This window comes from Streptomyces paludis (assembly GCF_003344965.1).
In the GTDB taxonomy this organism is placed as follows: domain Bacteria; phylum Actinomycetota; class Actinomycetes; order Streptomycetales; family Streptomycetaceae; genus Streptomyces; species Streptomyces paludis.
On sequence record NZ_CP031194.1, the window covers coordinates 4,556,475 to 4,570,323 of the forward strand.

Below are 13,849 nucleotides of genomic sequence, written 5' to 3' on the forward strand. Positions count from 1 at the left end.
GACACGGCCTTGCCTTTCCGCCGCCTGGTAGCGCGTCCCGGGGATCCGGGCAGGGCCGAGAGCTGTCCTCTTGCGCGGAACTGCGGTAGATGCCGGGGCCCACTGAAAGGAGCGCCACGGCCGCCATACGGGTCGCGCCAGCACTGCGTCAGGCAGAGTTGGTTCGATCAAGTGCGCCTTTATCGTACAGGCACAGAAGCGCATCCCGCCTGGGAAAGGCCGAGCGCGGTGGCTGCCCGCCTCCGATCAGGAGAGCTTGCCACCGACGCCCACACCGCGGTCCTTCCTTCTGCCCGTGCCGAGCCAGTCGGCCAGCTTGCCGCCCTGCGCCACCGCGCGCAGCCGCCGCTCGGCCGCGTCCCGTACCGGATCCGTCGCCACCACCAGCAGTTCGTCACCGCGGCGCAGCACGGTCGCGGGCAGGGGCACGAAGCTCTTGTCGTCCCGTACGACCAGGGTCACGGCGGACCCCGCGGGAAGCCGCAGTTCCGCGACCTCCACGCCGTGCATCTTGGACCCCTCGGGGATGGCCACGGAGAGCAGATGCCCGCGCAGCCGTTCCAGCGGCGCCGACTCGATGCCCAGATCGGCGGCGTCGGAGGAGGAGCCGAGCTTCAGCGCCCGTGCCAGCCAGGGCAGTGTCGGGCCCTGGATCAGCGTGTAGACCACGACCAGGAGGAAGACGATATTGAAGATCCGCAGGCTGCCCTCGACACCGGAGACCATCGGGATGGTCGCCAGGATGATGGGCACCGCGCCGCGCAGCCCGGCCCAGGACATCAGCGCCTGCTCCTGCCAGGGGATACGGAACGGCAGCAGACTGACCAGGACCGCCAGCGGCCGGGCCACCACGGTCAGGACGAGTCCGACGATCAGCGCGGGCAGGAAGTCGTCCCCCAGTTGGTGCGGGGTGACCAGCAGCCCGAGCAGGACGAACATGCCGATCTGCGCGATCCAGCCCAGCCCCTCCGCGAACCCGCGGTTGGCCGGGGCGTGCGGCAGCTTGGAGTTCCCGAGGATCATCGAGGCGAGATAGACGGCGAGGAAGCCACTGCCGTGGGCGGTGGCGCCGATCGCGTACGCGGCGACCGCGATGGCCATCACGGCGATCGGATAGAGCCCGGAGGCAGGCAGGGCGACCCGCCGCAGCCCGAAGGCGCCCGCCCAGCCGACGGCGAGCCCCACACAGGCGCCGATCGCCAGCTCCAGCGTGATCTCGCCGAGCAGTACGTACCAGTGCTCGACCGGGCCGGACGCGGAGAGCGCGACCACCATGATCACCACGGGCGCGTCATTGAACCCGGACTCGGCCTCCAGCGCCCCGGTCACCCGGGACGGCAGCGGCACCTTGCGCAGGACGGAGAAGACGGCGGCCGCGTCCGTCGAGGAGACGACCGCACCGATGATCAGCGCCTGCCGCCAGTCCAGACCGATCAGATAGTGCGCGGCGGTGGCCGTCACACCCACACTCACCGCGACGCCGACCGTCGACAGCACAGCTGCCGCCGGCAGCGTCGGCCGGACTTCCTTCCACTTGGTGCCCAGGCCGCCCTCGGCCAGGATCACCACCAGCGCGGCATAGCCGATGACCTGGGTGAGTTCGACGTTGTCGAACTTGACGTGGAAGAGACCGTCCTGCCCTATGACGACCCCGATGCCGAGATAGAGCAGCAGGCTGGGAAGGCCGCTGCGCGAGGAGATCCGGACAGCGGCGACCGCGATCAGCAGGACGAGGGAGCTGATCAGCAGGAGTTCATTGAGATGGTGGACAGTCAGCGGCCGATCCTTCCCCTCGCGCGCGTCCCGGATCGTTTCTCCGGTAGCCGGTACTTCATTACCTTACCTAATCTTTAACGCTTCCTTGACGCTTTCGAGTGCCAGTACGAGCCGAACTTCCGGCTGAACTGCGGCCCTGGTCACGAGGGATGAGCGCCTTCCGGTGAGGAGGTGATGTGATTTCCGTCGCGGTCAAGGTGCGAATCGGCCCATAAAGACCGGTGTGAATCGCGATGTGATCGACTGATGAGTCGTACTGCATGACACCGCGTCCGGCGCGGTGAAGTGCTGCGCCTATGGTTGCTCCAGCATTCCCAGGACCACCCTGCCCCTCGAAGGACAGCGATGCCCGCCAATACAGCCCCCCCTTCCGGCAAAAAGAAGGGGCGACGCGCCCGTCTGATCGTGATCGTCCTGGTGCTGGCGCTCGTCGCGGGTGTCGGATACGGCGCGTTCTGGGGCGTCAGTACGGTCCGTGCCTCCTTCCCCCAGACCACGGGGACGATCAAACTCGCGGGCCTGTCCGGCTCCGTGGAGGTCCGGCGCGACAGTTACGGAATCCCGCAGATCTACGCGGACACCGACCAGGACCTCTTCCGCGCCCAGGGCTTCGTCCAGGCGCAGGACCGCTTCTGGGAGATGGACGTCCGCCGCCATCTCACCGCCGGGCGGCTCTCCGAGATGTTCGGGAAGGGGCAGGTCAAGACCGACACCTTCCTGCGCACCCTGGACTGGCGCGGAGTCGCGCAGAAGGAGTACGACACCCAGCTCTCGGCGGAGACCAAGAAGAACCTCCAGGCGTACGCGGACGGGGTGAACGCCTACCTCGAAGGCCGTGACGGCAAGGACATCTCCGTCGAGTACGCCGCGCTGAAACTCACCAACGACTACAAGCCCGAGAAGTGGAGCCCGGTCGACTCCGTGGCCTGGCTCAAGGCGATGGCCTGGGACCTGCGCGGCAACATGCAGGACGAGATCGACCGTTCGCTGATGACCAGCCGGCTGAGCCAGAAGCAGATCGACGAGCTGTACCCGTCGTATCCGTACAGCCGCAACGAGCCCATCGTCAGCGCGGGCGGGATAGACCCGGCCACCGGCAAGTACGACCCCGCGGCGGAGCCCTCCAGCGAGGCGCCGGGTGACACGAGCGGCGACACCGGCACGGGCGACTCCACCGAACAGGGGCAGGGCCAGGGCCAGGGCACGAACCCGAGCACGGACACCGGCACGGGAACAGGCACCGGTACGGGCTTCGGTACCGAGACCGGTACCGAAACCGGCACGGGCACCGGCACCAACGTCGGTTACAGCCCCTCCGAAGCCACCGAGGGCCTCGCCTCCCAGCTCGCCGCCCTCACCAGCACCCTGGACGAGATGCCCGCCCTGCTCGGTCCGAGCGGCAGCGGCATCGGTTCCAACTCCTGGGTCGTCGCCGGCCAGTACACGACGACGGACAAGCCCCTCCTCGCCAACGACCCGCACCTCGCGCCCCAGCTGCCCTCGCTCTGGTACCAGATGGGCCTGCACTGCCGGACGGTCTCCGCGTCCTGCCAGTACGACGTCGCCGGCTACACCTTCTCCGGAATGCCCGGTGTGATCATCGGTCACAACCAGAACATCGCCTGGGGCTTCACCAACCTCGGCGCCGACGTGACCGACCTCTACCTGGAGAAGGTCAGCGGCGACACGTACCTGTACGGCGACAAGGAAGTGAAGTTCAAGACCCGCGAGGAGACCATCAAGGTCGCGGGCGGCGCCAGCCGGAAGATCACCGTCCGCTCCACCGGGCACGGCCCGGTGGTCTCCGACCGCAACAGCGAGCTGAAGAAGGTCGGCGAGAAGGCCCCGGTCGGCGATGTCGCCCCGGACCGCGGTGACGGTTACGCCGTATCGCTCCAGTGGACCGCGCTCGAACCCGGCAAGTCCATGGACGCCGTCTTCGAGATCAACAAGGCGGCGGACTTCGACCAGTTCCGCAAGGGCGCCGAGCACTTCGAGGTCCCCTCGCAGAACCTGATCTACGCCGACACCAAGGGCAACATCGGCTACCAGGCCCCCGGGAAGATCCCGGTCCGCTCCAAGGGCTTCGACGGCCGCACCCCGGCCCCCGGCTGGGACCCCGCGTACAAGTGGGACCGGTACATCCCCTTCGACCAGCTGCCCTACGAGTACAACCCGAAGCGCGGCTACATCGTCACCGCCAACCAGGCCGTCATCGACGCCAAGAAGTACCCGTACACGCTGACCGAGGACTGGGGCTACGGCGCCCGCAGCCAGCGGATCGTCGACCTGATCGATTCGAAGATCAAGGACGGCGGGAAGATCTCGACCGACGACATGCAGTCCATGCAGATGGACAACAGCAGTCAGATCGCCAAGCTGCTGATGCCCCATCTGCTGAAGGCGGACATCACGGAGCCGTCCGTCCGCGAGGCCCAGAAGCTCCTCGAAGGCTGGGACTACACCCAGGACTCCGACTCGGGGGCCGCCGCCTACTTCAACGCGGTCTGGCGCAACATCCTTATGCTCGCTTTCGGAAATAAACTCCCCAAGGAGCTGCGGGTCAAGGGCGAGTGCCTCAACGTACGGCCGGCCAACGGCTCGGGACCGGTGGACGACAATCAGCGGCTGGTGCGCGAATGCGGCCAGCGCGCCGCCGACCAGGCCCAGCCGGACGGCGGGGACCGCTGGATCCAGGTCGTCCAGAACATCATCAAGGACGAGAACAGCCCCTGGTGGACCTCCCCGGCCACCCGCAAGGACGAGGCGACCCAGACCCGTGACCAGCTCTTCGCCCGCGCCATGGCGGACGCGCGCTGGGAGCTGACCGCCAAGCTCGGCAAGGACGTCTCCAGCTGGAGCTGGGGCCGTCTCCACCAGCTGCAACTGGAGAACCAGACCCTCGGCACCAGCGGCCCCGGCATCCTCAAGCAGATGCTCAACCGCGGTCCGTGGAACCTCGGCGGCGGCGAGGCCACGGTCAACGCGACGGGCTGGAACGCCGCGGGTGGCTACCACGTGGTGTGGGTGCCCTCGATGCGGATGGTCGTCAACGTCGGCGACTGGGACAAGTCCCGCTGGATCAACCTCACCGGCGCCTCGGGGCACGCCTACAACGCGCATTACACCGATCAGACGGACAAGTGGGCCAACGGCGAGCTGCTCGACTGGTCCTTCGGCGACGACGCGGTGAAGAGCGCCACGACGGACACGCTGACGCTGACGAAGTAGGCGAAGTAGACAGCGGACGCGGTAAGCGCTACGCGAAGCGCGTGACGCCCTCGGGCGTCACCACCGCCCGTACGGGGTGGTCGTGCGGTTCCTCCGGGACCCGCGCGACCACCTCGTTCGCGTACAGCAGCACCACCAGCGCCGGCGTCGCGCCGGCCGCCGCCAGCCGCGCCAGGACGCGGTCGTACGAGCCGCCGCCGCGCCCCAGCCGCATCCCCCGCGCGTCCACCGCGAGACCGGGCAGCAGGACCGTACGCGCCGTCAGGACGGCCTCCGGGCCCTGTCGCGCACCGGCGGGCTCCAGCAGGCCGCGCGCGGCCCGTACGAGCCGTTCGGCGCCCTCGTACTTCGCCCAGTCCAGGTCGTTGTCCGCGAGCAGCACCGGCAGCAGCACCCGTACCCCCCGCGCCCGCAGCGCGTCGAGCAACGCGCGCGTGCCCGGCTCCCGCCCGACCGACACATACGCGGCGACCGTGCCGACGCCGGTCAGCTCCGGCAGATCCAGTGCGTGCCGCGCGAGAACCGATCCGGCCCGCCGCGCGTCTTCATCGGACAGCAGGGCTCTCGCCGCGAGGAGTTCACGGCGCAGGGCCGCCTTGCCGGACGTGTGCTGACTCACCTGGCGGCCCGCTTTCTGACTGACGACGGCTCAATTCAGGCCGACAGAGTGTCGTAAACCTCACACATGAGAGTTTATGAGCCGAAAGTTAACCGGAGTATCATCTTCCGCCCATTCCTGATGGATAGGGTTCGTCGTATGACTCACTCGCCCTCCAGGATCACCAAGGCTGTCATCCCCGCCGCGGGCCTCGGCACCCGGTTCCTGCCCGCCACCAAGGCAACCCCGAAAGAGATGCTGCCGGTCGTCGACAAGCCGGCGATCCAGTACGTGGTCGAGGAGGCGGTGGCCGCCGGCCTCTCCGACGTCCTCATGGTCACCGGCCGCAACAAGCGCCCTCTTGAGGACCACTTCGACCGGAACTACGAGCTGGAGCAGGCGCTCACCCTCAAGGGCGACACCGAACGCCTCGCCAAGGTCCAGGAGTCCAGCGACCTCGCCACCATGCACTACGTGCGTCAGGGCGACCCCCGGGGTCTCGGCCACGCCGTGCTGTGCGCCGCCCCGCACGTCGGCCAGGAGCCCTTCGCGGTCCTGCTCGGTGACGACCTGATCGACCCGCGCGACCCGCTGCTCGCCCGCATGGTCGAGATCCAGGAGCGCGAGGGCGGCAGCGTCATCGCCCTCATGGAGGTCGACCCGGCACAGATCCACCTCTACGGATGCGCCGCCGTCGAGCCCACCGCCGACGCGGACGTCTTCAAGGTCCACGACCTCGTGGAGAAGCCCGAGCCGGCCGACGCCCCCAGCAACTACGCCATCATCGGCCGCTATGTGCTGGACCCCGCCGTCTTCGAGATACTGCGCAGGACCGAGCCCGGCCGCGGCGGCGAGATCCAGCTGACCGACGCGCTCCAGCAGCTCTCGGCGGACGAGAAGGTCGGCGGGCCCGTCCACGGCGTCATTTTCAAGGGCCGCCGCTATGACACCGGGGACCGCGGTGACTATCTGCGTGCCATTGTCAGACTCGCATGCGAACGTGAAGACCTGGGCCCGGACTTCCGGACCTGGCTCCGCGGTTACGTCAGCGAGGAGATGTAGCACTTGAGCAGCACGGCAGACCCGGCACCGGACCAGTCGGCGACAGCGGCCACAGCGGCGGCGCCACCTGAGGCAGCGACACCTGCGACGACGGCGGCAGCGGCGACAACGACGGCCGAGGCGACGGCAGGTCCCGGCCGGCTCTGGTCGGTGGACGAGCACCTGGCGGACATCCTCGCGGCCGTCCGCCCGCTCGACCCCATCGAGCTGCAACTGCCCGACGCCCAGGGCTGCGTCCTCGTCGAGGACGTTACGGTGCCGGTGGCCCTGCCGCCGTTCGACAACAGCTCCATGGACGGCTACGCGGTCCGTACGGCCGATCTCGCCGGAGCCACCGAGCGGTTTCCGGCCGTGCTGACCGTCATCGGCGATGTCGCGGCCGGCAGCGGCGCCCTGCCCGAGGTCGGCCCCGGGCAGGCGGCCCGCATCATGACCGGCGCGCCGCTGCCGCCCGGCGCCGAGGCCGTCGTCCCGGTGGAGTGGACCGACGGCGGTACGGGCGGCGGCGCCGTCACCTCGATGCGCCCCGCCGGCCCCGGCCGGGACGGCTCCGACGGCGAGGTGCGGGTCTACCGCTCGGCGGAGCCCCGCGCCCATGTCCGCGCCGGCGGCAGCGACGTACGCGCCGGCGATCTGGCCCTGGCGGCCGGTACGGTCCTGGGCCCGCCCCAGATCGGCCTGCTGGCCGCCATCGGCCGGGACAGGGTGCGGGTCCACCCGCGCCCGCGCGTGGTCGTGCTCTCCACCGGCAGCGAGCTGGTCCAGCCCGGCGAGCCGCTGGGCGCCGGCCAGATCTACGACTCCAACAGCTTCGCCCTCACCGCCGCCGCCCGGGACGCCGGCGCCATCGCCTACCGCGTCGGCGCCGTCACCGACGACGCGGACACCCTCCGCGCCACCATCGAGGACCAGCTGATCCGCGCCGACATGGTCGTCACCACGGGCGGCGTCAGCGTCGGGGCGTACGACGTGGTCAAGGAGGCGCTCTCGTCCGTAGGGGACGAGGACGAGGAGGGCAGCGGCATCGACTTCCGTACGCTCGCGATGCAGCCCGGCAAGCCGCAGGGCTTCGGCTCGATCGGCCCGGACCACACCCCGCTGCTCGCCCTCCCGGGCAACCCGGTGTCGTCGTACGTCTCCTTCGAGCTGTTCGTACGGCCCGCGATCCGGGTGCTGATGGGCCTGGAGGACGTGCACCGGCCCGTCGTCCGGGCGACGCTGACGGCCGACGGGCCGCTGTCGTCCCCGGCGGGGCGGCGGCAGTTCCTGCGCGGCGCGTACGACGCGGAGGCGGGCGCGATCACCCCGGTCGGCGGCGCCGGCTCGCACCTGGTCGCCGCCCTCGCCCAGGCCGACGCGCTGATCGTCGTCCCGGAGGAGACCGTCTCCCTGGCGCCCGGCGCGGAGGTCGACGTGGTCCTGATCGGCTGAGAGCCGCCCGGTGGCGGTACCGTGTCTGCCCACACAGGCCCTGTCGGGCCCGGACCGGGAGCGCCAGCAGCGAATGACCGTGTTTTCCCGGGGGGAGACCCCCGGATCCCAGCCCCCTCAGCCCCCCGACGAGCGGGGCGGTGACCGTCTGACGCACCTCGACGGGTCGGGCGCGGCCCGTATGGTCGATGTCTCGGCCAAGGAGATCACCGCGCGCGTGGCGCGCGCGTCCGGCCGGGTGCTCGTCTCGGCCGCAGTCGTGGAGCTGCTCAGGGGCGGGGGAGTGCCCAAGGGGGACGCCCTTGCCACGGCCCGTATCGCCGGCATCATGGGCGCCAAGCGGACCCCCGACCTGATCCCCCTCTGCCACCCGCTGGCGGTCTCGGGCGTGACGCTCGACCTCCGGGTGGCCGACGACGCCGTCGAGATCCTGGCGACGGTGAAGACCACCGACCGCACGGGCGTCGAGATGGAGGCGCTGACCGCCGTCTCGGTCGCCGCGCTGACGGTCGTCGACATGGTCAAGGCCGTCGACAAGGGCGCCGTCATCACGGACGTACGGGTCGAGGAGAAGACCGGCGGCAAGTCCGGCACCTGGACCCGCCCGGGGACGGCGGCGGACGCGGCGGACACAGAGGGCGCGGCGGACGCGGCGGGAGGCGCGGCATGAGCACGCCACCCGCACGGGACGGCGCGGGCCACAGACCGCCGGACACCGGTACGGACGCCCATACGGCCCCGAGTACGGACGCCGCGCCCGCCCCCGTTCCCCGCCGCGCCCTGGTGATCACCGCGTCCCAGCGCGCCGCGGCCGGGGTCTACGCCGACACCGGCGGCCCGATCCTCGCCGCCGGTCTGGCCGCGCTCGGCTTCGCGGTCGACGGGCCGACGGTCGTCCCCGACGGCGATCCGGTCGAACGGGCGCTGCGCGCGGGCGTGGCCGCCGCGTACGACGTGATCCTGACCACCGGCGGCACCGGCCTCTCGCCGACGGACCGCACCCCGGAGGCCACCCGGCGCGTGCTCGACCAGGAGATCCCGGGCATCCCGGAGGCGATCCGCGCGCAGGGCACCGCGAAGGTCCCCACCGCCGCGCTCTCCCGGGGCCTGGCGGGCGTGGCCGGCCGGACGCTGATCGTGAACCTGCCCGGCTCCACCGGCGGCGTACGCGACGGCCTCGCCGTCCTCGACCGGCTGCTCGTCCACGCCGTGGACCAGATCCACGGCGGCGATCACCCGCGTACCGCCGGATGACCCCGGCCTGGCCCGCGACCCTGGCGTACGGCGATGTCGTCCTGCGCCCGATAAAACTGCGCGACCAGCGCGCCTGGCGCGAGGTGAACCGGCGCAACCGCGACTGGCTGCGCCCTTGGGAGGCGACGATTCCGCCCCCGCCGCCGGGCTCCCCGGCCGCGCAGCGCCCCACGTACCGTCAGATGGTCCGGCATCTGCGCGCCGAGGCGCACGCGGGCCGGATGCTGCCGTTCGTCATCGAGTACCAGGGGCGGCTGGTGGGCCAGTTGACGGTCGCCGGGATCACCTGGGGCTCGATGTGCGCGGGGCATGTCGGGTACTGGGTGGACCGCGAGGTGGCGGGGCGCGGCGTGGTGCCGACGGCCGTCGCGCTCGCCGTCGACCACTGCTTCCGGATGGTCGGGCTGCACCGTATCGAGGTCTGCATCCGGCCGGAGAACGGGCCCAGCCGCCGGGTCGTCGACAAGCTGGGCTTCCGCGAGGAGGGGCTGCGCCCGCGCTACCTCCATATCGACGGGGCCTGGCGGGACCATCTCGTCTATGTGCTCACGGCCGAGGAGGTGCCGGAGGGACTGCTGCACCGCTGGCAGCGGACACGGCCCGGGAACAACCAGAAAATGAAATAAGTGTTCGATATTGGTTTCCATAAGGTCATAAACTGATCCGAAAGATCATAAAAAAAGTCCGTGATATCAGCTAGATCGTGCGACACACCGGCCCAATTGGCGTATGCCGTCGTGCGAACCCCTCTACGGTGTGAACCGTGAGCAGCAGCGGCCTCATCTACGCAGTCATCGTCGGGGCTTGGGCCGCCTACTTGGTGCCGATGTGGCTCCGCAGGCAGGACGAGCTGAACGAGGCGCGTCCGACGGAACGCTTCAGCACCGCCATCCGGCTGCTGTCCGGAAGGGCGGCCATGGAGCGCCGTTACGCCAAGGAGCTTCAGGGACGCGCCGAGGAGGCGGGAACCGACGCGGAGCCGGACCGTCACGCGGAGTCGATCAGCTCCGTCGACGTCCGGGCCTTCTCCGCGCCTCGGGAGCACACAGAGGTACGGATGGAGATCCCCGTGGCCCCGGCCCCGCGCCCCGCACCCCGCGCGGAACCCGCACCCGAACCGGAGCGCGGCCCCGAGCGGCGCGATACGCGAGAGACGCTTCGGCGGCCTGAGCGTCGCGACCGGCGTGACCGCCGCGACCGGCGTGAGCGCCCCACCGGCGCATCGGCCGAACGCGCCCGGCGCGCACAGCGCTCGCAGGTCCTGGCGCGCCGTCGCCGTACGACCGTGGTCCTCTTCCTCGCCTTCACCCTCGGCGCCGTCGTCGCCGCGGTCGGCGGCCTCGGCTTCCTCTGGGCCCCCGCTGTGCCGGCTGTCCTGCTGAGCACGTACATCGTGCATCTGCGCGGCCAGGAGCGGCGCCGCTTCGCGTTCACGATGGACCGGCGCAGGGCCGAGGCCGCCGCCCAGCGCCTGCGCGAGAACCGTCCCCGCCGCCACCAGCCCGCCGCGTCGGCGGCCGGCGAGCCCGCAGAGGAGCCCGACCCCGCCGCGTGCCCCGGCCCCGCCGCCGAGCCGGTCGCCGCGGTCTCCCCACAGGAGGCCGGGCGCCGGGCCCTGGTCGAGCAGACCGACCACGCGGAGTGGGTCGACCAGCAGCGCGAACGCGGCCCGGCCCGCGGCGACAGCTGGGAACCGGTCCCGGTCCCCCTCCCCACCTACGTCACGGCCCCGGTCGCCCCCCGCGCCACCGGCGGCGTGGACGTCACCGACCCGGAGACCTGGAGCGCGGCCCGCTCCTCCACAGCGGAACCCGCCCCGGAACCGGCCCCCCCGGCCACGGCCCCCCCGCCCCCGCGCCGCCACCGCGACCGCGGCCGGACCCCCCTCTTCGACCAGTACGACGACACCACCCGCCCCCGCGCCGCCAACGAATGACCGCCCCCTCCACACCGAGCCCCCCCCGGCCCGTGACCAGCACCCAACGGATTTCCGAGCACGGCCCCGAGGGTGCTAAAGTTTCACTCGTTGCAAGGGCCTGTGGCGCAGACTGGTAGCGCACCTCGTTCGCATCGAGGGGGTCAGGGGTTCAAATCCCCTCAGGTCCACAACAACAACAGCGAAGTCCCGTCCGATCGGTTGATCGGGCGGGACTTCGCTGTTGTGGCGCTCGGCAACGCGAGTGGGGCGCGGGTGGCCCCGTTGGGTCAGTGGTGGGGGAGTGACTCGCGCAGTGCCGTCAGGGCTGTTACCGGGAGGTTCCGTGATGTGCCCTCCGTGATCCAGGTGTCGAGCATTTTCCGTGTCTGGGTGCCCACTTTGGTGAAGTGGGTTCGCAGGTAGCGGGGCAGGTCGAACGGGGCCAGGGCGGGGAGGGCCCGCAGGATCAGGTTCGCGGCGGGGGCCGGGACGTTGAGGCGGGGTGGGGGGCGGTGGAGGAGGGCGGCGGTCACGGTGACCGCCTCGCGGGTGGCCGTGGCGGGGGTGGTCAGGTCGGCGCGGAGTGCGGGCAGGGACCAGTCGGCGGCTTCCAGGGCGGCCAGGTACGGGATCATCCGCGCGGCGCCCAGTTCGGCGGTGCCGGGGCGCCGGGCGCGGCGTACCCGTACGCCCGCCGCGCGCAGCGCCGTGACGACGGGGCGGGCCCGGTCGTCCGTGCCGTGGACGGTGTGCGCGGTGCCGGGCGGCGACCAGTAGGCGATGCCCGCCGGTGTCCGGTGGGCCAGGACGGACGGGACCAGCTGGACGATCTGCTCGGCCGGCCAGATCCCGGCGAGGGCGGGCAGATCGCGCGGGTCCTGGCCGATGGTGACGACGGTCGCGGCGCCGACGCGCTCGCGGAGGTCCCGTACCCACGGCTCGTGCAGGGCGGGGGAGGGCACGCACAGCCACACCGCGTCCCAGACCCCGTCAGCCGGGTACGGTCGCGCGCGGAGTTCTTCGGGCACCGGGCGGGCGAACCTTCGCAGGCGATAAAGGGTTTTTATGTCACTGTTGGTCGTTTTCTGTCTTGCCTCGTACGTTACGGACGCGCCGGCCTTGGTCAGCCACAAGCCGAAGACCTGTCCCAAAGCTCCCGCACCGACCATCAGAATTCTCATTCAGGCATCTTATATTCATTATGAGAAAGCGGATTGGACGCATGAAGAAGTGAAGTCGCCCCAGTGGTAACCCGGTCGGGTGAACGGGGCTCACGGATATACGACGCGGGCCAGTACTGTGCCGGAGTATGACCACTACCAACGCCGCGTCGAACAGCGCCCAGTACATCTCCCAATTGGGCACTCTCTCGGTGATTCCCTGGACCAGCGACCCCACCGACAGTGAACGCAACTCTCCTTATCTGCTCGCCTATTCGCTCGGTGACGGCCGGGGCGGGCCCGGGGTCGTCGAGGAGACCATGCGTGCGGTTCTCGGTGAGGTCGGGCTGCGGCCCGGTGAGGTGGTCGACCTCACGGAGGAGCCCGGCGGTGTCTCGGTCAAGCTGCTCGTGGAGGCGGGCCGGGCCGTGCTGACCATGCCGTATCTGAACGCGCAGTGCCCCGTGCCCCCGGAGTGGGAGCGGGACGCCCGCGAGACCGGGAAGGTCTACTTCGTGGTCGCCACCCGGCCGTGGGCCGAGGCGGTTCCGGGCCGGCCGGTGGACGAGGAGCGGCTGCGGGCCTTCGCCGGGGACCCGGAGATGCTCGCCGCCGCCGCGCACTGTGTGGTGCCCGTACGCAGCCTGCGAGGCTGAGACGGGACATGGCAACCACCTTGGCGCAGCAGGACGCGACGGCTCTGGACGGCGCCGGCCGGGCCGGCGGCGACGGCGAAGTGCGCGGTGACGGCGGGGCGCTGGCGCTGCTGCTGGTGATCACGGGCGCGGCGGGGGCGCTCGCGGCGTGGGTCATCACCCTCGACAAGTTCAAGCTGCTGGAGGATCCGGGGTTCACTCCGGGGTGCAGTCTGAACCCGGTGGTCTCGTGCGGCAACATCATGAAGAGCGCGCAGGCATCGGTCTTCGGCTTCCCGAATCCGATGCTGGGGCTTGTCACCTACGCGGTGGTGATCGCCGCCGGGGCGGGGCTGCTGGCCGGGGCGCGCTACCGGCCGTGGTTCTGGCTCGGGCTGAACGGCGGAATGCTGTTCGGGGTCGGCTTCTGCACCTGGCTCCAGTATCAGTCGCTGTACAGCATCGGCTCGCTCTGCCTCTGGTGCAGTCTGGCCTGGGCGGCGACCATCGTCATGTTCTGGTACGTGACTTCGCGCAATGTGCGGGCCGGGCTGCTGCCCGCGCCGGCCGTTGTGCGCGGGCTCCTCGGGGAGTTCACCTGGGTGCTGCCGGTGCTGCACATCGGCATCATCGGGATGCTCGTCCTGACCCGGTGGTGGGACTTCTGGACCGGCTGAGCGGTCTTGTTCCGGTCCGGCCGCTCGCCTCTCGACCCCTCTCCGCCCCTCTCGGCTTCTTTCTCGGCCGTGAGGGGCGGCGGCTGTTCCGGGTGCGGTACGGGCGG

General features: G+C 70.7%; 12 protein-coding genes and 1 tRNA gene. 10 read left to right on the top strand and 3 right to left on the bottom strand.

Going from position 1 to position 13,849, the window contains the following annotated elements; genetic code table 11:
- Positions 1-246: 246 nt before the first annotated feature.
- A complete protein-coding gene (locus tag DVK44_RS20225) occupies positions 247-1,809 on the bottom strand; it encodes a potassium/proton antiporter (protein ID WP_114660920.1) in 1,563 nt (520 codons plus the stop codon).
- Positions 1,810-2,121: 312 nt separating this feature from the next.
- Here DVK44_RS20225 and DVK44_RS20230 point away from each other — a divergent pair, with 312 nt between their 5' ends.
- Positions 2,122-5,007, top strand: coding sequence for a penicillin acylase family protein (locus DVK44_RS20230; RefSeq protein WP_114660921.1), 2,886 nt, complete (start codon positions 2,122-2,124; stop codon positions 5,005-5,007).
- Between the two features lie 28 nt (positions 5,008-5,035).
- Here DVK44_RS20230 and DVK44_RS20235 read toward each other — a convergent pair whose 3' ends face one another.
- A complete protein-coding gene (locus DVK44_RS20235; RefSeq protein ID WP_114660922.1) occupies positions 5,036-5,626 on the bottom strand; it encodes a 5-formyltetrahydrofolate cyclo-ligase in 591 nt (196 codons plus the stop codon).
- Positions 5,627-5,764: 138 nt separating this feature from the next.
- Here DVK44_RS20235 and galU point away from each other — a divergent pair, with 138 nt between their 5' ends.
- The 7 genes from galU to DVK44_RS20270 all read left to right on the top strand — a co-directional run bounded on the left by galU (position 5,765) and on the right by DVK44_RS20270 (position 11,458).
- Entirely contained in the window at positions 5,765-6,667 is a 903-nt protein-coding gene (gene galU, locus DVK44_RS20240) for a UTP--glucose-1-phosphate uridylyltransferase GalU (RefSeq protein WP_114660923.1), read from the top strand.
- 150 nt (positions 6,668-6,817) lie between these two features.
- A complete protein-coding gene (gene glp / locus DVK44_RS20245; RefSeq protein WP_114660924.1) occupies positions 6,818-8,098 on the top strand; it encodes a molybdotransferase-like divisome protein Glp in 1,281 nt (426 codons plus the stop codon).
- 73 nt (positions 8,099-8,171) lie between these two features.
- Positions 8,172-8,768 carry a cyclic pyranopterin monophosphate synthase MoaC gene (gene moaC / locus DVK44_RS20250; protein ID WP_114660925.1) on the top strand — a complete coding sequence of 199 codons (597 nt, stop codon included), beginning with the start codon at positions 8,172-8,174 and terminating at the stop codon, positions 8,766-8,768.
- Entirely contained in the window at positions 8,765-9,352 is a 588-nt protein-coding gene (locus DVK44_RS20255; RefSeq protein ID WP_114660926.1) for a MogA/MoaB family molybdenum cofactor biosynthesis protein, read from the top strand. Before moaC ends, DVK44_RS20255 begins: the two co-directional genes overlap by 4 nt.
- Positions 9,349-9,978: a GNAT family N-acetyltransferase gene (locus tag DVK44_RS20260; protein ID WP_114660927.1), complete on the top strand. Its 630-nt coding sequence runs from the start codon at positions 9,349-9,351 to the stop codon at positions 9,976-9,978. The genes DVK44_RS20255 and DVK44_RS20260 overlap by 4 nt, the downstream gene beginning before the upstream one ends.
- A 137-nt stretch (positions 9,979-10,115) precedes the next feature.
- A complete protein-coding gene (gene sepX, locus DVK44_RS20265) occupies positions 10,116-11,288 on the top strand; it encodes a divisome protein SepX/GlpR (RefSeq protein WP_114660928.1) in 1,173 nt (390 codons plus the stop codon).
- A 96-nt stretch (positions 11,289-11,384) separates the two neighbouring features.
- A tRNA-Ala gene (locus DVK44_RS20270) sits at positions 11,385-11,458 on the top strand.
- Between the two features lie 99 nt (positions 11,459-11,557).
- Here the strand turns inward: DVK44_RS20270 and DVK44_RS20275 are convergent.
- Positions 11,558-12,451 (bottom strand): ketopantoate reductase family protein, encoded by an 894-nt coding sequence (locus DVK44_RS20275; protein ID WP_114660929.1) that lies wholly within the window; start codon positions 12,449-12,451, stop codon positions 11,558-11,560.
- A gap of 128 nt (positions 12,452-12,579) precedes the next feature.
- On the opposite strand from DVK44_RS20275, the gene DVK44_RS20280 reads away from it, so the two are divergent.
- Both DVK44_RS20280 and DVK44_RS20285 read left to right on the top strand, forming a co-directional pair.
- Positions 12,580-13,086 (top strand): DUF5949 family protein, encoded by a 507-nt coding sequence (locus tag DVK44_RS20280; RefSeq protein ID WP_114660930.1) that lies wholly within the window; start codon positions 12,580-12,582, stop codon positions 13,084-13,086.
- Positions 13,087-13,094: 8 nt separating this feature from the next.
- Positions 13,095-13,742: a vitamin K epoxide reductase family protein gene (locus DVK44_RS20285; RefSeq protein WP_114660931.1), complete on the top strand. Its 648-nt coding sequence runs from the start codon at positions 13,095-13,097 to the stop codon at positions 13,740-13,742.
- Positions 13,743-13,849 lie beyond the last annotated feature (107 nt).

Coding starts and splice junctions, on each gene's coding strand:
- moaC (WP_114660925.1), top strand. CDS start 8,172: ATGACCGTGTTTTCCCGGGGGGAGACCCCCGGATCCCAGCCCCCTCAG.
- DVK44_RS20285 (WP_114660931.1), top strand. CDS start 13,095: ATGGCAACCACCTTGGCGCAGCAGGACGCGACGGCTCTGGACGGCGCC.
- DVK44_RS20230 (WP_114660921.1), top strand. CDS start 2,122: ATGCCCGCCAATACAGCCCCCCCTTCCGGCAAAAAGAAGGGGCGACGC.
- DVK44_RS20275 (WP_114660929.1), bottom strand. CDS start 12,451: ATGAGAATTCTGATGGTCGGTGCGGGAGCTTTGGGACAGGTCTTCGGC.
- DVK44_RS20255 (WP_114660926.1), top strand. CDS start 8,765: ATGAGCACGCCACCCGCACGGGACGGCGCGGGCCACAGACCGCCGGAC.
- DVK44_RS20280 (WP_114660930.1), top strand. CDS start 12,580: ATGACCACTACCAACGCCGCGTCGAACAGCGCCCAGTACATCTCCCAA.
- DVK44_RS20260 (WP_114660927.1), top strand. CDS start 9,349: ATGACCCCGGCCTGGCCCGCGACCCTGGCGTACGGCGATGTCGTCCTG.
- galU (WP_114660923.1), top strand. CDS start 5,765: ATGACTCACTCGCCCTCCAGGATCACCAAGGCTGTCATCCCCGCCGCG.